The sequence below is a fragment of the Rhodoferax koreense genome, from assembly GCF_001955695.1.
GTDB lineage: Bacteria > Pseudomonadota > Gammaproteobacteria > Burkholderiales > Burkholderiaceae_C > Rhodoferax_B > Rhodoferax_B koreensis.
Window position 1 is genome coordinate 4830250 of sequence record NZ_CP019236.1, and the last position, 21802, is coordinate 4852051.

A 21802-nucleotide genomic window follows, 5' to 3' on the forward strand; every position below is an offset into this window, starting at 1 on the left:
CTCAGTCCTTGAGCAATTGATAGCCCAGGCCGCGCACGCTCTGGATCCAGGAGCGGCCGTCGTCGCGCATGCCGAGTTTCTGGCGGATGCTGCTGATGTGCACATCGATGCGGCGGTCGAAGCGCGTGAGCGGCCGGCCGAAGGCCGCCTGGGAGATGTCCTGTTTGCTGGTCAGCTGTCCCGCATGGCGGACCAGCACCTCAAGCAGGCTGAATTCGGTGCCCGTCAACTCCAGCGGTGTGCCGTGCCAGAGTGCCTGGCGCGTGCCCGGATAGAGCGTGAGTGCGCCAACGTTCAATGCCTGCGCCGCTTTCGCGCCCTCGGGCTGGCTGCGGCTCTCGGTGCGCCGCAGGATGGCGTGGATGCGCGCCACCAGTTCGCCGGGCGTGCATGGTTTGGGAACGTAGTCGTCGGCCCCCATGTTCAGGCCGACGATCTTGTCGACGTTGTCGCCGCGCGCCGTGAGCATGAGCACCGGCACGTTGCTCGTGGTGCGGATGCGGCGAAGCGCCTCCATGCCGGACAGGCGCGGCATCATGATGTCCAGCACGACCAGCGCGTAGCCGCCGCGCAGCGCCTCGTGCACGCCCGCCTCGCCGTCGTTCGCCACGGCCACCTCGAAGCCTTCGCGGGAGATGTAGAGCGACAGCATCGATGTGAGGTCGACGTCATCGTCGACAAGCAGGACCTTGTGCATCGGCGCAAGTATGGCGCCGATCCGGCCGCTTGTTGCCGGCGGACCGCCGACTTTTACCCAGCTTAACGCTGGCTGACCGCAGCCAACACCGGACGCTTCTACCCTCGCTGGAGGAAAAAAGATCTGATGACCTCAACGCTACGCTCCCTGTTTGTCCCCCCTCTCGCCGTCTGCCTGGCCTGGGGCCTGACGGCCTGCGCCACCGGCCGCCTCGAAGAGACGCCGCAACCGCAGGCCCCGCCGTCCTGGCAGGCCGAGCTGCCGCACGGCGGACAGGTCGGCGACCTGCAGCAATGGTGGCGGCAGTTCGACGATGCGCGGGTCGCCCGCCTGGTCGAGATGGCCGAACGCGACAGCCCTTCGCTGGCGCAGGCCTGGGCCAACATCGAGAAGGCGCGTGCAACCCTGCGCAGCACGCGGGCGCAGGCGCTGCCCAGCCTGAGCGGCAGTGCGTCAGCATCGCGCAGCAATCAGTTGCAGTCGGGGTTCTCCACGACGACGGGCACGTCGCGCAGCGCCGGCTTCGACGCGTCGTGGGAAGTCGACCTGTTCGGCAAGGTGCGCCGCAACGCCGAGGCCTCCGAGGCGCGCATCGAGGCACGCACCGCCGACTGGCACGATGCACGCGTGTCGCTCGCGGCGGAAGTCGCCGACACCTATGTGCAGTACCGCGCCTGCATCCTGCTGGCAGACGCCTACCGGCGCGAGGCCGCCTCGACGGCCGCGACCGAGAAGGCCACGACGAACGCCGTGCAGGCAGGCTACACCGCCCCATCGGACGGCGCGCTGGCCCGCGCGAGCCTGGCCAGCGCGCAGTCGAGCCTGCTGCAGCAGACCACGCAGTGCGGCCTGCTCGTCAAGTCGCTGGTCTACCTCACCGGTGCCGACGAACCCGCGCTGCGCCGGTTGATCGACGACGGCGAGAACCGCGTGCCTCGGCCGGCCGCACTGGAGGTGCAGGCGGTGCCGGCCCAGGTGCTGCGCCAGCGCCCCGATCTGGCCTCGCTCGAGCGCGAAGCGGCGGCCACCGGGGCCGAGATCGGCGCGGCCCAGGCGGACCTCTATCCGAGCCTGTCGCTCAGCGGATCGGTCAGCATGTCGGCGAGCAGCCTGTCCTCGCCGGCCACGCTCTGGTCGTTCGGGCCTTCGCTGTCGATCCCGCTGTTCGACGGCGGGCAGCGCCGTGCGGCGGTCGACTCCGCCCGGGCCAGCTACCAGTCGGCAATGGCCAGCTACCGCCAGGGTGTGCGCACGGTCGTACGTGACGTCGAGGAAGCCTTGCTGAACCTCGATGGCGCCCGGCACCGCGCGGAGCAGGCGGAAACGGCTGCGCGCGAGTACCGAAACTATTTCCTGTCGAGCGAGAACAGCTGGCGCGCGGGCCGCACCAGCCTGCTCGCCCTGGAGGAAGCCCGTCGCTCGGCGCTGTCGGCCGAAATCACCGAAATCACCCTGCAGCAGAACCGCGTCCAGTACTGGATCGCGCTCTACAAGGCCGTCGGCGGCGGATGGCAGGCCGGCACGCCGGCCGTGGCACCCGAAAACGCGGCCGATGAACAGACGAAGAAGCCATGAACATCCCATCGAAACCCAAGTCCCGCCGCGGCCTCGTCATCGCCGTGATCCTGCTGCTGGTGGCCGCCGCCGCAGCCTTCTTGCTGCGACCGCCCGCCAAGGAGCAGGCGGCCAGCACACCGGCGAGCGCGATGACCGTCGAGGTCATCGCACCCGAGCGCCGCGACTGGTCGCAAACCCTGCAAGGCAGCGGGCCGGTCACGGCATGGCAGGAACTCATCGTCAGCCCCGAGACCGGCGGTCTGCGCGTCGCGGAGTTGCTGGTGGACGTCGGTGACGTGGTCAAGCGCGGGCAGGTGCTCGCGCGCCTGGCCGACGACAGCCTGCGGGTGGACATGCGCAAGCAGGAAGCGACGGTCGCCCAGTCCCGCAGCAGCCTCGATCAGGCCAGCGCTTACGTACGACGGGCCAACGCGGTCGGCACGAGCGGCTCGCTGTCCGACCAGCAGATCGAGGAATACCGCATTTCGGAGGCAACGGCGCGTGCGACCCTTCAATCGTCTCAGGCCGACCTCGACAGCGTGAAGCTCAAGCTGGCGCAGACGCGCGTTCTGGCGCCCGACGATGGCGTGGTGTCCTCTAAAACCGGTATCGCCGGCAACGTGGTGAGCGCGGGCACCGAACTCTTCCGCCTGGTGCGCCAGGGCAAGCTCGAATGGCGCCCCGAGTTCGATGCACGCGAGCTCGCTTCGGTGAAAACCGGCCAGAAGGCGGAACTGACGCTGCCGAGCGGCGAGCGCGTCAACGGCACCGTGCGCATCCCGGCGCCGACCTTGTCGACGAGCACCGGGCGCGCCACGGTGTATGTCAGCCTGAGCGGCAACAGCACCGCGCGCGCCGGCATGTTCGCCAGCGGCCTGATCCGCCTGGGCACCACGTCGGCGCTCACGCTGCCGCAGACGGCGATCGTGATGCGCGATGGGCGCGCCTATGTCTACCTCGTGGATGCCAACAACAAGGTCTCTTCGCAGGTCGTGACGACGGGTCGTCGCCAGGACGATCGCGTCGAGTTGCTGTCGAAGCTGGCCAGCGATGCGCGGGTCGTGGCGAGCGGCGGTGCATTCCTGTCCGAAGGCGTGCTGGTGACGGTGAAGCCAGCGGAGACCGCGCGATGAATGTTTCCTCCTGGTCGATCCGCAATCCGGTTCCGGCGGTCCTCACCTTCATCCTGCTGACGGTCCTCGGGATCCTCGGCTTCCGCACGCTGCAGATCCAGGACTTCCCCGACACCGACCTCCCGACCATCCAGGTTTCGGCCACGCTCGAAGGTGCCGCGCCGGCCCAGTTGGAGACGGAGGTGGCGCGCAAGATCGAGGACAAGCTCGCCTCTTTGAGCCGGCTGGACCACATCACCACCACCATCACCGACGGCCTGGTGAGCATCAGTGTCAGCTTCGAGATCGACAAGAACTCGGAAGTGGCGCTCAACGAAGTCCGCAATGCGGTCGACAGCGCCAAGTCCGACCTACCGGCCAGCGTCACATCGCCGACGGTGTCCAAGCTGACCACGGCCAGCAGCGCGCTGCTGACCTACACCATCGACTCGACGGCGATGGACGAGAAGGACCTGTCCTGGTTCGTCGACAACCAGGTCACGAAGAACCTGCTGACCGTCAAGGGCGTCGGCTCGGTGTCGCGCGTGGGCGGCATCGACCGCGAAGTCCACATCGACCTGGATTCGGTGCTGATGGCCGGCCTCGGCGTCACGCCTTCGGACGTATCGACGCAACTCAAGGCCACGCAGAAGGAAGCATCGGGCGGCGAAACCGACGTGGGTGGCCAGAAGCAGTCGAGCCGTACGCTGGCCACCGTCGGATCGGCCGCCGAGGTCGCGGCCATCACGCTGTCGCTGGGCGATGGCCGCTACGTGCGGCTGGACCAGATCGCGCGCATCACCGATACGAACGCCGCGCGCACGACCATGGCATTCCGGGACGGCAAGAAGGTGATCGGTTTCGAGATCAAGCGCTCCCAGGGGTTCTCGGACGTCGGCGTCGCGAACGACATCCGCGCGTCGCTGGAGAAGTTTTCCGCGGCGCATCCCGAGGTCAACATCGTCGAGGCCAGCAACACCGTCACGCCGATCCAGGAGAACTACGAAGGCTCCATGGAACTCCTGCTCGAAGGCGCCGTGCTCGCGGTGCTCGTGGTCGGATGGTTCCTGCGCGACCTGCGCGCCACCTTCATCGCCGCGGCCGCGCTGCCGCTGTCCATCGCGCCGGCCTTCGCCTTCATGGCGCTGGCGGGCTATTCGCTCAACACCATCACGCTGCTCTCGCTTTCATTGGTCATCGGCGTGCTGGTGGACGACGCGATCGTCGAGATCGAGAACATCGAGCGCCACCTGCTGATGGGCAAGACACCGTACCAGGCGGCGATGGAGGCCGCCGACGAGATCGGGCTGGCAGTGATCGCTACGACCTTCACGTTGGTGGCGGTCTTCCTGCCGACGGCGTTCATGGGCGGCATTCCCGGCAAGTTTTTCCGCCAGTTCGGCGTGACCGCCTCGATCGCCGTGCTCGCATCCTTGCTGGTCGCGCGACTGCTCACGCCGATGATGGCGGCCTACCTGCTCAAGCCCAAGGCGGCGCACCTGCACAACGCATCGACGGATGGGCCGGTGATGACGCGCTACCTGGGCTGGGCGCGTGGTGTGCTCCAGCACCGCAAATCCACCGTCTTGGCCGCGCTGGTGTTCCTGGTGCTGTCGGTTGCGCTGGCGCTGACGATTCCAACCGCCTTCATGCCGGCACAGGACAAGGCCCAGGCCACGGTGACGCTCAAGCTCGGGCCCGACGCCACGCTGGCGCAGACCACCGCCGTCAGCCAGCAGGCGCAGCAGTTGCTGAGCCAGATACCCGAGGTGAGGTCCGTCTTCATTGCCGCCGGCACGGCCAGCACCGGCAGCGGCATGAGTTCGAGCGCGACGACGGATGTCACCAGCGCCACGCTCACGGTGGACCTGGTGGACCGCAGCGACCGCAAGCCCAAGCAGGCGCAGGTCGAGTCTGAAATCCGGGATCGATTGAAGACCCTTCCCGGCATCCGTGTGACCGTTGTTGGCGGCAGCACCGGTTCGACGCTGGAGATCACGCTGGCCGGCGACGACGCCGACACACTGAACAAGGCGGCGAACCAGGCCGAGCAACAGCTGCGTTCGCTGAACAATGTCGGCACGGTGACCTCGAGCGCAGCCCTGCAGCGCCCCGAGGTCCAGGTGCGCCCGGATTATGCGCGTGCCGCGGCCCTGGGCGTCACGTCCGAGGCGCTCGCGGACGCCGTCCGGCTCGCGACCTACGGCGACTACTCGACCGCGCTGCCCAAGCTCAATCTGCCCGAACGCCAGATCGCGATTCGTGTGCGCATGGATGCCTCCGTGCGCCAGGACATGGATGCGATCGCCGGGTTGCGCGTCAAGGGCACCAACGGCGCCGTCAGCCTCGGCTCGGTGGCCGACGTGGCCATGGGCAGCGGCCCGTCGCAGATCGACCGACTGGACCGTTCGCGCAACGTGACACTGCGCGTGGAACTCAATGGCCGTGCGCTCGGCGAAGTGCAGAAGGAAGCCATGGCCTTGCCGGCGTTCAAGTCGCTGCCCGCCGGCGTGCGCATCGTGGAGCAGGGCGAGCTGCAGCGCATGTCGGAGCTGTTCACGAGTTTCGGCACGGCGATGGCGATCGGGGTGTTCTGCATCTATGCGGTGCTGGTGCTGCTGTTCCACGACTTCCTGCAACCCGCCACCATCCTGTGCGCGCTGCCGCTCGCCTTCGGTGGCGCGTTCGGTGCGCTCTGGCTCACCAACCAAGCGTTCTCGATGCCGGTGGTCATCGGCGTGCTGATGCTCATGGGCATCGTGACCAAGAACTCGATCCTGCTGGTCGAATACGCCATCGTCGCGCGGCGCGACCGCGAAATCACACGGCTCGACGCGGTGATCGATGCCTGCCACAAGCGGGCGCGTCCTATCGTCATGACGACCATCGCCATGGCCGCCGGGATGATGCCCAACGCACTGGGCCTGGGTGCGGAGCCGAGCTTCCGGCAGCCCATGGCGATCGTGGTGATCGGCGGCCTGCTCACCTCGACCGTGCTGAGCCTGCTGGTCGTGCCGGTGGTGTTCACCTACGTGGACGATCTGCTGCAGAAGTTGCGCCGCCTGCTGTAGCCGGTGGATCCCGCGCCACCTCGCACACGGACCTGTCCAGCCTCTAAAGGCCGCCGATGCTGCTTTTGCCAGCCTCGGCGGCATCCGCGATGCGCTGCTTGAGCACGCGGGTGTAGTTGTCGCGCGTGCCGATCACATGCATGCGCATCGTGGCCTCGAACCGGGTGAAATCACCCGCCTCGAACAGTGCGAGCAGTTCGGAGTGCTGCTCGAAGCCTGCCGTATTCAACACGTCCGTCGGAGCGGACAGGTAGATGCGCAAGGCCGCGATCTTGGCCGCCGCCGTGGCGTACGCGCCCTGCATGTAGGGGTTGCCGCAATGGGTAAAGAACGCTTCATGCAGCGCGGTATCGGCACGGCCATAACGCACGGCATCGCGCGCGGCACGCGCCTGCGCCATCTCGTCGATAGCGGCGCGCAGCGCCTTCACCGTGCCTTCACTGTCGTTGCGGTGCGAAAGCTCGGCCGCGCGCGGCTCCAGCACACACCTGAACTCGCACAACGCAGCGATGTCGTCCTCGCTGGGCTCGAAGACATAGCTGCCGCGCTGCGGGCGGATCACCACCAGACCTTGCAGCTGGAGCTGCCCCAGCGCCTCACGCACCGGCGTGCGACTGACGCCGAACGACGTGGCCAGCGACTCTTCGGGAATCATGCTTCCCAGGGGGAACTGGCCGTCCGTGATCGCCTCGCGCAGACGTTGGGCAATGCGGATGGCGAGCGACTTGGGCGTGTCGAGTCGGAAACTGGAACCAGAAAGCACGGCAGGTCTACCTCATGTCTAGCCCGGGCAGCATGCCCGTGGGACTTCGGGCTGAAGTGTCTCAGAACGCATGGGCGGATGCGCAATCCGCCTTGGGAAACCCGATTGGGGAAAATACTAGTGCCCTAGTACCTTGCATGCAAGACAATTCCCTCGAATCCCCGACGATCCCTCCCTCGCTGGCCGTTTTTCGCCACTTCCCCTTCTGCTCCTCTGCCCGTTCTGTTGCGCCATGACTCCATCTCCCTTTGCACCCGATACGGCGCCCGCTGGCGTCGGTACGCTGGCCGATGCACCGTCCACCAACGCCGCGCCTGCCTTTCTGGTCGCTTTGCGTGAAGCACTCGGCGCCGCCGCCGTGTTGATCGGGCCTGACGTGCCCGAACGCAACCGCAACGACTGGAGCATGCAGCAGCCCGCCCGCCCCATCGCGGTCGTCCGCCCCGTCGATACGGCCGGCGTGTCCATGGCCATGAAGGCCTGCCGCGCCGCCGGTGTCCCGGTGGTCCCGCAGGGCGGTCTCACCGGTTTGTGCGGCGGCTCGCGCCCCGAGGACGGCTGGGTGGCCTTGTCGATGGAGCGCATGGTGGGGATCGAGGAGATCGATCCGGCCAGTTCGACCATGACGGTCTGGGCCGGCACGCCACTGGAGCTGGTGCAGCGCGCCGCCGCGGAGGCAGGCTTCTATTTCGCGCTGGACCTGGGCGCGCGCGGCTCCTGCGCCATCGGCGGCAACCTTTCGACCAATGCGGGCGGCAACCGGGTGATTCGCTACGGCATGGCGCGCGAACTGGTGCTCGGTATCGAAGTCGTACTGCCCGACGGCACTGTCATGACCAGCCTCAACAAGATGCTGAAGAACAACGCCGGCTACGACCTGAAACACCTGTTCATCGGCAGCGAAGGCACGCTCGGCGTGATCACCCGCGTCGTCCTGCGCCTGCATGCGCAGCCGCAGTGCACGATGTCGGCACTCTGCGCGCTGCCCGATTACGAGGCCGTGGTCAGGCTGCTCGGCGAAGCGCGGCGCGGCCTCGGTCCGCTGCTCTCGGCCTTCGAGGTGATGTGGCCCGACTATTGGGATGTGGTGACCAAGCGCGTCGGCGTGCGCAGCCCGCTGCAGCAGCAAACCGGCGGCAATGGGAAAGAGGTCTATGTGCTGGTCGAAGCCCAGGGCACGGACGAGGCCATCGACGGCCCGCGCTTCGAGCGCTGGCTCGAAAAACTCATGGAAGATGGCGCGCTCACCGACGCGGCGGTGGCGCAGTCGGTGGCCGATACGCAGGCCTTTTGGGCGCTGCGCGATGCGTGCGCGGAATTCGTTTCCGTGCTCGGCCAGAACATCTCCTACGACATCGGGCTGCCGGTGAAATCCATGGCCGACTACGCGGCGCGATGCAAGGCTGCGCTGGCCGAGCGCATCCCCGGCTGCGACAGCGTCTACTACGGCCACATCGGTGACGGCAACATGCACCTGGTCGCCTGGGTGCCCGGCATGGGCCCGGGCCTGCAACCCAAGGAGCAGATGGACGAAGTCATCTACGGCCTGGTGCGCGAGTTCGGCGGCACCGTGTCCGCCGAGCACGGCATCGGCACCGCCAAGAAGAAATGGCTCGGCCACGCACGCAGCGAGGAGGAGATTGCGCTGATGCGCCTGCTCAAGGGGGCGCTCGATCCGCTCGGCCTGCTCAACCCCGGCAAGGTGGTGTGAACATGCGAGCCGCTTCATCCCGTGCCACCCGCTCATGGGTGGACTACCTGTTCCTCGGCGTGGAGGCCGTGCTGGCCGTGCTGCTGCTCGGCATGGTGGTCATGGTGTTCGGCAACGTGGTGCTGCGTTATGCCTTCAACTCCGGCATCGGTGTCTCAGAAGAGCTGTCGCGCATCTTCTTCGTCTGGCTGACCTTCATCGGTGCGGTGCTGGCCACGCACGAAGGGGCGCACCTGGGCATGGACAACGTGGTGAGCAAGCTCTCGCGCAAGGGCAAGATCGTCTGCGGGGTGCTGAGCCAGGCGTTGATCCTGCTCTGCTGCGGCATGTTGTTCTGGGGCACGCTGCGCCAGCACGAGATCAACGCCACCACGCTGGCGCCGGTCACCGGCATGCCGATGAGCTGGGTGTTCGGCATGGGCTACGTGACCAGCATCGGCGTGGGCGTGCACGCGCTGCACCGTCTGTGGCGTCTGCTCAGTGGCCGCATGACCGACGCGGAGCTCGTCGAGGTGAAGGAAAGCGAAGAAGTACTGCCCGACGCGCCCCATGGCGGGCCCAACACGCCACCCGCGCCCATGGTCACCGCCGGAGCCGCCAAATGACGGTCGCCGTCTTCACTTTCTCGCTGCTGGGCGCCATGGCGCTGGGCATGCCGATCGCCTTCGCCCTGCTGGTGTGCGGCGCGGCGCTGATGGTGTTCCAGGGCCAGGTCGACACCACCATCCTGTCGCAGAAGCTGCTCGAGGGCGCGGACAGCTTTCCGCTGTTGGCCATTCCGTTCTTCATGCTCGCCGGCGAGCTGATGAACGCCGGGGGCATCTCCAAGCGCATCGTCAACTTCGCGTTGGCCTGGGTGGGTCACCTGCGTGGCGGGCTGGGCCTGGTGGCCATCTTCGCCTCGGTGCTGATGGCGGCCATTTCCGGCAGCGCCGCTGCCGACGCGGCGGCCATCGGCGCCATGCTGATTCCGATGATGCGCCGCGCAGGCTACAACGTGCCGCGCTCGGCGGGGCTGATCGCCGCCGGCGGTGTCATCGCCCCCGTGATCCCGCCCTCCATCGGGCTCATCGTCTTCGGCGTGATCGCCAACGTCTCCATCGGCAAACTGTTCCTGGCCGGCATCTTCCCCGGCCTGTTGATGGGCCTGTCGCTGCTGCTCACCTGGCAGTGGGTGGCCCGGCGAGACAATGTGTCCGTGCTGCCGCGCCAGACCATGGCGGCACGCACGCGGGCCGGCATCGACGGCATCTGGGCCCTCCTGATGCCGCTGGGGATCATCGGCGGCATGAAGTTCGGCATCTTCACGCCCACCGAGGCGGGTGTGGCCGCCTGCGTCTACGCCTTCGCCGTCGGCGTCTTCATCTACCGCGAACTGCCGCTGCGCCAATGTTATGGCCTGCTGGTGTCCGCGGCGAAGAGCACGGCGGTGGTGGTGTTCCTGATCGCCGCCGCGCTGGTGTCGGCATGGCTCATCACCACCTCGGAAGTGCCGCAGCAGGTGGCGGCGATGCTCAAGCCGTTCATGTTCAACCGCATCGTGCTGATGTTCGTGATCATGCTGCTGGTGGTGATCGTCGGCACCGCGCTCGACTTCGCGCCGACGCTGATGATCCTCACGCCGGTGCTGATGCCGGTGGTGCGCGAGGCCGGCATCGATCCGGTGTACTTCGGCGTGATGTTCATCATGAACAACGCCATCGGCCTCATCACCCCGCCGGTGGGCATCGTGCTCAACGTGATGTGCGGTGTCTCGAAAATTTCGATGGGCGAGCTCATGAAGGGCCTGTGGCCTTTCCTCTGGGCTGAACTGTTCGTGCTGCTCCTGCTCGTGCTGTTCCCGGCGTTGGTGACGGTGCCGCTGAAGTGGCTTAGCTGACCACACGCCATCCATCGTTTCGCCCATTCCAACAAAACCACTACGGAGACTTTTCCATGTCCAAGCCAACCGGGCCCGCCAAAGCCACTTCCCTCACCCGCGCCGTCGCCCTAGCCGCCACGCTCGGCCTTGCCGCAGCCGCCGCCCAGGCGCAGTTCCAGGACCGCAACTTCCGCGTGTCCAACGGCGTCAGCAAGGAACACCCGATGGGCAACGGCCTGGCCAAGATGGGCGCGTGCACGCTGGAGAAAACGGGCGGCAAGATGAAGATCCAGCCGTTCTGGGACGGTGCGCTGGGCAGCGACCTCACCTCCACGCAGAGCGTGCGCTCGGGTTCGCTGGACATGGTGCTCACTTCCACCGCCCCGGTCGTCTCGATCGTGCCGGTGCTCGGCGTGTTCGACCTGCCCTTCCTGTTCAACAACGCCGCCGAGGCCGACCAGCTGCTCGACGGCAAGGTGGGCGACTGGTTCTCGGCCAAGATGCCCGCCGTGGGCGCCATCAACCTTGCCTGGTGGGAAAACGGCTTTCGCCACACGACCAATTCCAAGCGGCCGATCACCAAGGTGGAAGACTTCGACGGCGTGAAGATGCGCGTGATGCAGAACACCATCTTCCTGGACACGTTCAAGACGCTCGGCAGCAACGCGGTGCCCATGGCATTCACCGAGGTCTACTCCGCCCTGGAAACGCACACCGTGGACGGCCAGGAAAACCCGTTCACCAACATCGAGAACATGAAGTTCTATGAGGTGCAGAAGTACCTCACCCTGACCAAGCATGCCTACAGCCCGACGCTGGTGCTGTTCTCCAAGAAGGTCTGGGACACGCTGTCGCCACAGGAACAGACCGTGCTGAAGGAATGTGCGGCCGTGGGGCGCACCGAGCAGCGCCGTGCCAACCGTGCCCAGGAAGCCATGAGCGTCGACAACCTGCGCGCCAAAGGCATGATCGTCAACGAGATCAGCCCGGCCGAGATGCAGCGCGTGCGCGACCGCGCCAAGGTGATCTACGAGCGCCACGCCAAGGCCATTGGCGAAGAGGCCGTCACGATGGTCACCGGCGAACTCAAACGCATCCGCGGCAACTGACCCTTCATTTTCAACAACCTGCCTGGACCATCCGCTTGAACACGACCACCTCCGCCCCTCGCTCGACAACGCCTTTCACGGGCATCTGGCCCGCGCTGCTGACACCGCTCGACGCCGACCTCAACATCGACACCGCCACCTTCGCCCGCCATGCCCGCCGCCTGCTCGACGCCGGCGCCGTCGGCGTGACGCCTTTCGGCACCACCGGCGAGGGGCCATCCTTCACGGTGCAGGAGCGCATCGACGCCATCAACGGCCTCGTCGCCGGTGGCGTACCTGCCGAACGCATCCTGGTCTCCACCAGCTGCGCGGCGCTGCCCGACGTGGTGACGCTGACGAAGCATGCGCTGGAGATCGGCGCCCACGCCTGCCTGATGCTGCCGCCATTCTTCCTGAAAGGCGTGCCCGACCAGGGTGTGATCGATGCCTACCGCTGGGTCATCGACACGGTCGCCGACGAGCGCCTGCGCATCTACCTGTACCACATCCCCCAGGTCTCGGGGGTGCCGCTGAGCCATCATGTGATCCGCACGCTCAAGGATCTGTATCCGCAGACGATCGTCGGCATCAAGGACAGCGGCTGCCAGCGCGAAGCTTCGCTGGCGCTTGCCGATGCGTTCATGAGCGAGGTGATGGTCTACGTGGGCAACGAAACCGATCTTCCCGTCATGGGCCAGCGTGGCAGCACCGGTGCGGTGAGCGGCGTGGCCAACATCCTGCCACGCCTCGTGCAGCGCCTCGTGCGCGACCATGCCCTGCCGGGCGCGGCCGATGACTTGGCGCGCGTGCAGCTCTTCCTGAGGATTCTCGGCGGCTACGGCATGACGGCCGCCTTCAAGGGCATGTTGGCCGAGCTGTACGATGAGCCGGGCTGGGTGCGCGTGCGCCCGCCCCTGGTGCCGTTGGATGGCGCGGAACAGGAGCGCCTGCGCCGCGAACTGGCGGCCTTCGGTATCGACCCGCAACGCGACTGAACGGACGAACCATGCAACTCGAAGGAAAAGTCGCCTGGGTCACGGGCGGCGGCAGCGGCATCGGCCTGGCCGGTGCGATGGAACTGGCCAAGGCCGGTTGCCGAGTGGTGATCTCGGGACGCGACGCCGACAAGCTCGCGGCCGCGGTGGCACAGGCCGAGGGCCGGGGCGCCCCGGTGGGCTCGATCACGGCCGAGCCGCTGGATGTCTCCGACGGCACCGCGGTCGACCGTGTCGCAGCATCCATCCAGGCGAGCCTGGGGCGTGTCGATATCCTGGTCAACAGCGCCGGACTGAACCACCGCAAGCGTTACTGGGGCGAAACCGATGGCGCCACCTTCGACAACGTGATGTCCATCAACCTCAACGGCGCGGCGTACTGCACACTCGCCGTACTGCGGGGCATGCAGGCACGGCGCGAAGGCACGGTGATCAATGTCGCGTCGTTCGCCGGCTGGCACTTCGAATACCTCACCGGTCCCGCCTATACCGCCAGCAAGGCCGCCTTGATGGCGCTTACGCATTCGTTCAACATCGAGGAAGGCCTGCACGGGCTGCGGGCCACCGCCCTGTGCCCCGGCGAGGTGGCCACGCCCATCCTGAAGAAACGGCCCATCGAACCATCTGAGGAAGACAAGGCCAGAATGCTCCAGGAAGCGGACCTCGGCCGGACGATCCGCTTCATCGCGGAGATGCCGCCGCATGTCTGCATCAATGAAATGGTGATCTCCCCGGTGTGGAACCGCACCTACATCGGAGACCGGAAGCTGTGAACTGACCCGGGCTTCACGGCGCTGCCGGTCGCCGCGCACCGATCAGGAGCAACCGGTTCGGGTGCTAGAGGGCACTGCTCGCCGAGCCCATCCACAAGTCGTTCAGGTCGGGAAACTGCCATTTCGCCGGATCTTCCCTGTGCAGGATCTTGTCGCTGCAGCCTGCGCTGGAAAGGTCGATCAACTCAGGGGCGATGCGCTGGTTCGACTTGGTCGAATAAAACACCCGCACGCGGGGCAGCATGAGCGACTTCTTGCTCTGCTCGACCACGATGGCCAGCAAGCCGGAGGCGAGCATGACCAGAGAGCCGGTTGGATAGATGCCGACACTCTTCACGAAGGCATGGAACACCGGCAGATCGAAGTGGCCCTTCGACCACTCGGCCATCTTGCGCAGTGACTCCGCCGGATCCCATCCGCTCTTGTAGGGCCGATTGGAAGTGATGGCGTCGTACACGTCGCACACCGCCCCCATCTTGGCGAACAGGCTGATCTCGCCGGTATGAAGGCCCTCGGGGTAGCCCGATCCATCGGTCTTCTCATGGTGGTGCAGGCACACATCCAGCACCACCGGGTCCATGCCGGCGACGCCCTGGAGCATCTCGTAGCCAAGTGCGGGGTGGTTCTTGACGATCACATACTCGGCCTCGGTCAGCTTGCCGGGCTTGTTCAATACGCTCATCGGCATCTTCACCTTGCCCAGATCATGCAGAAGGCCTGCCATGCCCGCCGAATGGACCTGCGCTTCGCTCAGGCCCAGTTGGCGCGCCAGCACCACCATCAGCGCACAGACCGCGACGGAGTGCATGTAGGTGTAGTCGTCGGCCGTCTTGAGACGCGCCAGGCTGATCATCGCGGACGCATTGCGCGTCACCGAATCCGAGATCTCGGCGACCAGCTTCTGAACCTGGGCCGTGTCGATGGCATGGCCCATGCGGGCCTCCTGGAACATGGCGGTCACCGCCTGCTTCGATTGCGCGCAGATCTTCGCCGCCTTGCCGATTTCGCGCGCCAGGGCCACCGGTTCATTCTTGCGTTTGTCCAGATCGGCAAGCTGGCCGAGTTCGCTGTCGACCTGGAACTGCACCTCCGCGCGGGTCACGGCAGGCTCACCGCGCGGCACATCGGTGCCCTTGGACACGTCGATCCACACGTCCCGCACGCTCGTCGCCAGAATGCGCTCCAGGTCCTTGGCGTTGCGCAGAACGAAGCCCGAACGCCAGAACGGGTGCTCCATCCAGGTTCCGCAGAATTCTTCGATGTACATGCCCAGCCGAAGTTGCTGGGTGCTGATTCGTTTAAGCATGGTCGGTGTTCTGGCGCCTGTCTGAAAACTCCGGTAGCCTCGCGTCCGCAGCCTGCCGGGCATGCCGCTGGAACGGCAACTTCGGCTCACGCATGAACGTCAATACCTCTGCGGCCTCCACTGGCCTGGACAGGAAGTATCCCTGCATGGCATCGCAAGGGGTCTGCGATAGTAAATCGTAAATGCCCTTGGTTTCCACACCCTCGGCCAGCACCCGATAACCCAAGGTGTGGCCCAACGCAATCAGCGACTGCAGCAGCGTCCAGGCCCGTGCGTCTGCGACGATCGGCTTGACCAGCGATTGGTCGATCTTGATCAGATCGACCGGCAACTTCTGAAGACAAGCCAGGTTGGAATAACCGATCCCGAAGTCGTCGAGCGAAATCTGCGCGCCCATCTCACGCAGTTCGGCCAGTGCCGCGAAACTGCGCTCTCCGGTCAAGACGGCGTTTTCGGTGCACTCGACGTGCAGGTGCCGCGGGTCGATACCATGCAACGCGCAGGCGTTGCCCACGATCTTCACGAAATTCGGATGTTCGAGGTTGCGTGCCGAAACGTTCACCGCCATCGAGATGAACAGTCCTTGCGCTTGCCACGCGGCCGTCTGCGCCAGCGCCGCGTGCAGCACCCATTCCGTCAGCAGATGGATCGTCGACGTGTTCTCGATGGCGGGAATGAATTCGGCCGGCGACACGTCGCCCCATTTTGGATGGCGCCAGCGAACCAGCGCCTCGACCGCATTGAAGCGCCTGGACCTGAAATCGAGCTTGGGCTGGTAGACCAGGCGCAGCTCTCCGCCGTTCATAGCGATCGGCAGCGCCCGCAGCATCGCGTAGCTGCGGCGGTGAACCTCATCGAAGACCGGCTGGTGCATGAGGAACGGCAACTGCCTGCGTTCGGCCAGGTGCATGGCTGAAGTTGCCTTGCGCAACACGTCGCTGGCGTCGGCCTCGCCCGACTCGTAGGTCACCGCGCCGCATTGCACTTCGAGCTCGATGGCCAGGTCGCCAACCCGAATCGGCCGAGCCAGCGCCATCAGGATCTGGCTGATCGCGGCCGCATGCCCGGCCGTCCCGCGCCCTCGCAGCACGAATGCGAACCGGGTGTCGCTCACGTGGTACAGGGGCGACCGGCCATCCAAAATCTCCTGCAGGCGGGCTGCGATATGCCGGAGCGCGATCTCCACCGCGGTGATACCGACCGCGAGCAGCGCGCTCTGCAACCGCGCATGGTTCATGATGTCCACCAGCACCAGCGTGTGCTGCCCGGTGTCGCCTGCCAGCGCCAATTCTTCGAGGTCGACCGCCCATTGCGCGCGGTTCGGGAGCCGAGTCACATCGTGAAGACGCCCGGCCGATTGGTAGAGGTCGATCTGTGCCATGACCAGCCTGGCCAGGTCTTCCAGTTGCCTGCACTGCGCCGGTGTGAAGCTTCGGGGCCGATAGTCGATCACGCACAGGCTGCCCAGCGCATGCCCTGCCGCCGAGACCAAGGGAGCGCCAGCGTAGAAACGAATGCCGGGGCAACCCGTGACGAAGCGATTGCGATGAAACCTGTCGTCCAGCGCCGCATCCTCCACCACCAGGACCGATGGCTCCTGCACGGTGAAGGCGCAGAAAGCCGTGTTCCAGTCGGCTTCGATGAAATCCGGGCCGACGCGCGACCTGAACCGCTGCCGGTCGGCCGTGACCAGGGAAACCAATGCCGTCGGTACATCGAAGAGCTGCTCGGCAAGCCGGGTGATGCGCTCGAAACCTTCGTTTTCGGGCGAATTCGCCAAGCGCTCGGACTGCAGGGCGAACAGCCAATCGGCCTCGCCGCGTTCGGTTTGGTCGTTCAAGATGCCCTCCATCCTCGCTCGCCCGCGCGGCTAGCGGTGACGCGGGAAAATAGCAGGGGCAGCAAAAAAATGGCTTCCATGGCGAAATCAAATCGGGTGACACAACGCGCCCAAGACAGCTCGCTGGACATCAAGGTCACACACGAACACGGCGCTGGGCGGGAAAATATACCAATTCGTCACAAGGTGACTGGTTGGTATATTTTCCATCAACACTGCTTTGAACGCTGTGACTTTTTGCTATGGAAGCGATAGTTCGCGAAGCTTCTTGCCGACGTCGGCACCCCGCGCCGACGCGTGTTTTGCCCAAGATCTATCCATGACCTCGCCTCATTAATTCGCCGACGAGAGATCGGGCGACTTGCGCGAATACATCGCCTCGTCGCTGCGATGCAAGGCCGACTCCACCGTGTCATCGGGCTGCACCTGGCTGATCCCGATGCTGACGGACATGCTGAGGCCAGGCGCGACCGAGCCCCATTCAAAGCCGGCGACGGCCCGCCGGATCCGCAGGCAGATGTGCTCGGCCTGCTGTTCCGTGGTGTTGTTGAACAGCACCACAAACTCGTCACCGGCCCAGCGCGCCGGAAGGTCGTCCTGCCGCATTTCGGCCGAGATGATGGCCGCCACCGTCTTGAGGACACGGTCGCCCACGCTGTGGGTAAACCGATCGTTCACGGTCTTGAACCGGTCGACGTCGACCATCGCCACCGAAAGCGGTCGGCCCGACTGGACAGAGGCGGCGATGCGCTCTGCGAGCGATTGTTCGAAATACCTGCGGTTGGCAATGCCGGTCAACGCGTCCTCGAGGGACCACCGTTCGAACTTCTTGGACACCATGAGCGCCTGTTGCAGGTGCCGCTCGCTTTGACGGGCTCCGAGCCGCCAGGAAACCAGGGACTCGCGACTGCCCAGGCCTTCGGCCACCACGCGTCGCTCGCGCTGGCGCAGCCTCCGGTAGGCCAGGCGGACGGCGGCTTCCTGGTTCTGCCATTCATAGACTTGCGCGAGCAGCAGGTCGGCCATGCACGCGAGCTGTTCGTGCTCGACGGTCAATGCCATCTCGCGCATCGCCTTCAGCTCGTTCTCGGCGCGGGGCCAGTCTTCCTGCACCCAGGCCAGTTCGGCATGGCACCAGCGCACGAAGGAGTCGAGCCAGGTCATGCTGTCCGACAGTGAGTCGCTGGCCGCGGCGAGTACATCTCGCGCCGCAGAGAAATCACGTTGCCAGATCGCCACCAAACTCGTCGACGCGAGCGAAATGGTGCGCGCCATCGATCGCAGCCCGGGCTGCATGGGCATCCCCTGTCCCGCGCGCTCCAGTGCCAGGCATTCCTTCATGAGGCGATCGAGCTTCCCCAGACCCTGCATCCGCCCGGTCTGGTACCTCTCGTCCACCAACCTGGCAGCCTCGACCCAGACCTGGTTGAGCCGTGGTTGGTAGATGCTCAGGGCGGGCTGGCAGCTTTGGGCGATCTGCACCGCCTTCTCGAGGGCGGCATCCGCGCGCGCATGGTCCCCGCTCCAGCAATAGGCGAGTCCGAGGCAGTTGTAGGCCGCCACGGTCTGCGGCCGCGGTGGCCCCACATCGCACAACCGCGTGGCAAGGATGGCAGCCTCGACCGCTTCCTCGTTGCGGCCCAGCAGCATGGTTACGTGCGCATAGATCGTGAGTGCATGGGCCTCGCCGTGCTCATCGCCCAGCTGCTCGAACAGTTGGGCCGCGCGGCGTGCCGCATCGCTGGCGCGCCTGAGTTTCGAGCCGACGCGGTCGCAATGCGCCAGGCACGCCAAGGCACGGGCCTCATAGCGGATATCGCCCTCGTCCACCGTGGCCAGTACCCAGTGCGCAAGCTCCCGGGTTCGTTCGAGCTGCCCCTCTTCCATCGCGGCGTAGGCATCGGACAGCGCATTTTCCTTGTCCAGACTCGGCTCTCCAGCGTTCACCCGCGCCAGGCCGGTCACCAAAAAGCGCCCCATCGGAGGCCGCCGTCAGACAAAGGGTCAGGCTTGAACGCCGGATTGATTCTCACAGCTTGTCCTCAAAAGAATTCCAAGAACGTTATGTTACAGATGCATTGTAGAGGGATGATGTATTCGTCCGTGCGTTCTTTCGCGCCAGGGCAGCACAAACCGGACGCACACCGAAAAGGTCCGGGAAAGGGCAAGTTTTTGCGCCATTGAATGGGGCCGAAGGCTTCACAGTCGGTGCCTTCGAATTACCACTCACGTCTTCATCGATCCAAACACATGCCAATTCAATTCAACCGGAAATACAGACGCGACCTCGCCTTCTTCGCGCATTGGGACCAGCTCGACGACGCCCTCTTCGACCGCGTTCCCAGGGAACGGCTGAAGGCCGCACAGGCCCGCCTGCAGGGCTACATCGTGCTCCCCGGCGACCCCGCCTACGACAGCGACCGCAAGCTGGCCAACCCGGTGTTCGATGCCTATCCCACCGTGATCATCTATTGCGAGGTGGAAAGCGATGTCGCCATCGCGCTGGAGCTCGCGCGCGGGCAGAAGCTACCGTTCACGGTGCGCTCGGGCGGGCACTGCACGGCCGGGTTCTCTGCCGGTGCCGGTGCCTTGATCGACGTGAGCCACCTCGATGACGCCACCGTCGACGTGGCGCAGGCGATCGCCACGGTGGGCACCGGCTGCCCGTTCAAGAAGTTCGACAGCGTCCTGGCGGCCTGCGGGCTGCACGTGCCGGGCGGCGAGTGCGAGGACGTGTGCATCGGCGGCTTCATGCAGGGCGGCGGATACGGATTCACCTCGGTGACCTATGGCATGAACTGCGACAACGTGATCGACTTCCGCATGATGCTGGCCGATGGCCAGATCGTCACCGCCAGCGAAACGGAGAACGCCGACCTCTGGTGGGCGGTGCGCGGCGGCACCGGCGGTAACTTCGGCGTGCTGCTGACGGTGCGCTATCGCCTGGTTCCCCTCGGCGCCGTGTTCGGATGGGCGCTGATCTGGCCCCTGCAGACCGAACCGGACTTCGAGAATGCGACCGACGCACTGATGACGCTCCAATCCCGCTACATGCTCGAGAACCTCGACCCCGCGTTGAACATCCAGGTCTCCCTGTGCTTCCAGCCCGGCACCACGGCCAACCTGCCGTCCGACACGCCGCTGCAGCCCTACCTGATGGTGCGCGGGCTGTATGTGGGCTCCGCGTCGGACGGCCAGGCCGCGATCCAGCCCTTGTGTGATCTGCCGGGTGTGATCCTGCAGTGGTCCAAGATGGACAGTTTCTTCACCCTCAACGATGAGCTCCTGAACGTCCCGTACAGCATGCCCTGGTTCCCGCCGGAGGTGACGTCGCCCCCGTGCGAGGACAAGGCGTCCCGCTACGTCAGCCGGCCACTCACCCCGTCCGAGTGGCGCGGCCTGCTGGACTACTTCGTGTCGTCTCCGAACACCTGGTCCTACTTCTACATGGAGTTCTACGGTGGCGCCATCAACGCCTATCGGCGCGACGGCAACGCCTTCGTGCACCGCCATGCGGCATTCAATGCGGTGCTGGACGTGTTCTGGCTCGACGAGGTCGACCGTCCCGCGGCAGAGAACTTCCTGCTGGGGTGGATGGACTACATGGCACCGATGTGGAACGGCGAGATCTACCAGAACTACCCGCGCCTGGACGAGCCCGCCTACGGTGCACGCTATTGGGCCGACGCGCAGGCCGGCCTGTATGCGGTCAAGACCAAGTACGACCCGAGCCACGCATTCACCTTTGCGCAGGAGGTACGGCCGCCCCCGTTGGAAGGCCAGACCACCGCGCCGGCCACGATGCCGGCTGGGGTGAAGCGCGCGCTGAGCGAGCCGATTGCCTACGCGCAGCCGCCTGGCGCGTGACCCACGCCCTTTCCGCCATCCAGCGGGACCACCATGGCGCGATGCACATCGCTCGCGCATGATTTTTGCTGAAAGAATGGGATGAAAAACGCCTCCCAGAGACTGACGGCTGCGCTCAGGCTGCGCCAGTTCGAGCTGATCTGCACGCTGTCCGACACCGGCAACATGCGTGCGGCGGCACAGCGGCTGCACATCACGACGGCGGCCGTCAGCAAGGGCCTGCATGAAATCGAGTCCCTGTTCGGCGTGGAGATGTTCCATCGCCTGCCGCGCGGGGTGGTGCCCACCGCCACCGGTGCGTTGATTGTCCAGCGCGCACGCGTGATGCTGAACGAAGTCGCCGCGCTGTCGGACGAGATCGCAGCCAGTGATCCGGGTGCGAACGACGTCCTCAAGATCGGGGCGCCCCCGTTCATCGCATGGACGCTGATCCCGAGGCTGCTCAGCGACATGGCCGCCGAAGGCCGGAACCCGCGCGTGAGCATCGTGGAAGGCCGGCTCGCGGACATCGGTCGCCAGCTCGAAGCCGGCGAGATCGATGTGCTCGTGACCATGAACTCACCCTCCGAACTGGGCGGACTCAAGCCCGACGGCTTCGTGATCGAACAGATCGGCCTCGAAAGCTGGACCGTGGTCTGTGCACCCACGCATCCCCTGGCATTGGCCCCCCAAGGCCCGACGAGGACCTGGGCCGATCTCGCCAGCGAGAAATGGGTGCTGCCGCCGCGGCCGACCAACTCCCGCATGATGCTCGACCACGTCTTCGCGCAGCACGGCTTGCGGCAGGTGATCCCGCACCTGGAAGCGATGAACGCCATCACCCATCTGCAGTTGGCGCAACAGGGCCTGGGCATCACGCTGGCCGCCAGCAGCGTCGTGGCGGAACGGCTTCAAAGCGGAAGCCTCGTCGAGATTGCAGTGGAAGATCCACCGCCGCCGGTGCCCATCGTCCTGGTCTACCGGCTCAAGGCGGCTTACAAAGGGAACCTGGCGGCGCTCTGTGCGTCGGCGCAGCGCCTGCGCAACGAAGCAACATCGGTGGTGCGCAAGGAGAGCGCGGACATCAGGAAATTCTCGTCCCGGAAATCCCGCCCGTAGGCGAATGCCAGCAACGTGATGCAAGACGACAGCATCGGCGTCTCGACCTGCGCCAAAGCGGCG

General features: G+C 65.8%; 16 protein-coding genes. 11 read left to right on the top strand and 5 right to left on the bottom strand.

Translation table 11 applies throughout. The features are described from left to right. Position 1: 1 nt before the first annotated feature. Positions 2-697 carry a response regulator transcription factor gene (locus tag RD110_RS22400; RefSeq protein WP_076202112.1) on the bottom strand — a complete coding sequence of 232 codons (696 nt, stop codon included), beginning with the start codon at positions 695-697 and terminating at the stop codon, positions 2-4. Between the two features lie 126 nt (positions 698-823). Here RD110_RS22400 and RD110_RS22405 point away from each other — a divergent pair, with 126 nt between their 5' ends. Genes RD110_RS22405 through RD110_RS22415 form a run of 3 tightly spaced genes read left to right on the top strand, consistent with a single transcriptional unit; the run spans position 824 to position 6437 of the window. Beyond that, entirely contained in the window at positions 824-2272 is a 1449-nt protein-coding gene (locus RD110_RS22405) for an efflux transporter outer membrane subunit (RefSeq protein WP_076202113.1), read from the top strand. Then, the gene (locus tag RD110_RS22410; protein WP_076202115.1) at positions 2269-3387 is read left to right on the top strand and encodes an efflux RND transporter periplasmic adaptor subunit; all 1119 of its coding nucleotides are present in this window, start codon (positions 2269-2271) and stop codon (positions 3385-3387) included. Before RD110_RS22405 ends, RD110_RS22410 begins: the two co-directional genes overlap by 4 nt. After that, positions 3384-6437, top strand: a complete 3054-nt coding sequence (locus tag RD110_RS22415; protein ID WP_076202116.1) for an efflux RND transporter permease subunit — start codon at positions 3384-3386, stop codon at positions 6435-6437. Before RD110_RS22410 ends, RD110_RS22415 begins: the two co-directional genes overlap by 4 nt. Before the next feature lie 43 nt (positions 6438-6480). Here RD110_RS22415 and RD110_RS22420 read toward each other — a convergent pair whose 3' ends face one another. Next, positions 6481-7200: a GntR family transcriptional regulator gene (locus RD110_RS22420; protein ID WP_076202118.1), complete on the bottom strand. Its 720-nt coding sequence runs from the start codon at positions 7198-7200 to the stop codon at positions 6481-6483. Between the two features lie 232 nt (positions 7201-7432). Between RD110_RS22420 and RD110_RS22425 the strand changes: the two genes are divergently transcribed. From RD110_RS22425 to RD110_RS22450, 6 genes are read left to right on the top strand one after another with little or no spacing between them, the layout of a single operon-like run. Further along, the gene (locus tag RD110_RS22425; RefSeq protein WP_083686463.1) at positions 7433-8911 is read left to right on the top strand and encodes an FAD-binding oxidoreductase; all 1479 of its coding nucleotides are present in this window, start codon (positions 7433-7435) and stop codon (positions 8909-8911) included. A gap of 2 nt (positions 8912-8913) precedes the next feature. Next, a complete protein-coding gene (locus RD110_RS22430; protein WP_204249998.1) occupies positions 8914-9516 on the top strand; it encodes a TRAP transporter small permease in 603 nt (200 codons plus the stop codon). After that, positions 9513-10790, top strand: a complete 1278-nt coding sequence (locus RD110_RS22435; protein WP_076202121.1) for a TRAP transporter large permease — start codon at positions 9513-9515, stop codon at positions 10788-10790. Before RD110_RS22430 ends, RD110_RS22435 begins: the two co-directional genes overlap by 4 nt. 56 nt (positions 10791-10846) lie before the next feature. Then, positions 10847-11881, top strand: coding sequence for a TRAP transporter substrate-binding protein (locus RD110_RS22440; RefSeq protein ID WP_076202123.1), 1035 nt, complete (start codon positions 10847-10849; stop codon positions 11879-11881). Between the two features lie 35 nt (positions 11882-11916). Next, a complete protein-coding gene (locus tag RD110_RS22445; protein ID WP_076202124.1) occupies positions 11917-12855 on the top strand; it encodes a dihydrodipicolinate synthase family protein in 939 nt (312 codons plus the stop codon). Between the two features lie 11 nt (positions 12856-12866). Then, positions 12867-13628: an SDR family oxidoreductase gene (locus tag RD110_RS22450; protein WP_076202126.1), complete on the top strand. Its 762-nt coding sequence runs from the start codon at positions 12867-12869 to the stop codon at positions 13626-13628. A gap of 64 nt (positions 13629-13692) precedes the next feature. Here the strand turns inward: RD110_RS22450 and RD110_RS22455 are convergent, their stop codons facing one another. The 3 genes from RD110_RS22455 to RD110_RS22465 form a co-directional block, all read right to left on the bottom strand. After that, positions 13693-14934, bottom strand: coding sequence for an HD-GYP domain-containing protein (locus RD110_RS22455; RefSeq protein WP_076202127.1), 1242 nt, complete (start codon positions 14932-14934; stop codon positions 13693-13695). Continuing rightward, the gene (locus RD110_RS22460; protein WP_076202129.1) at positions 14927-16786 is read right to left on the bottom strand and encodes a putative bifunctional diguanylate cyclase/phosphodiesterase; all 1860 of its coding nucleotides are present in this window, start codon (positions 16784-16786) and stop codon (positions 14927-14929) included. Before RD110_RS22460 ends, RD110_RS22455 begins: the two co-directional genes overlap by 8 nt. Positions 16787-17107: 321 nt before the next feature. Continuing rightward, positions 17108-18754, bottom strand: coding sequence for a GGDEF domain-containing protein (locus tag RD110_RS22465; RefSeq protein WP_076202131.1), 1647 nt, complete (start codon positions 18752-18754; stop codon positions 17108-17110). 270 nt (positions 18755-19024) lie between these two features. On the opposite strand from RD110_RS22465, the gene RD110_RS22470 reads away from it, so the two are divergent. After that, positions 19025-20641, top strand: coding sequence for an FAD-binding oxidoreductase (locus RD110_RS22470; RefSeq protein WP_076202133.1), 1617 nt, complete (start codon positions 19025-19027; stop codon positions 20639-20641). A gap of 81 nt (positions 20642-20722) precedes the next feature. Then, positions 20723-21739: a LysR family transcriptional regulator gene (locus RD110_RS22475; RefSeq protein WP_076202134.1), complete on the top strand. Its 1017-nt coding sequence runs from the start codon at positions 20723-20725 to the stop codon at positions 21737-21739. The last annotated feature ends 63 nt before the right edge of the window (positions 21740-21802 follow it).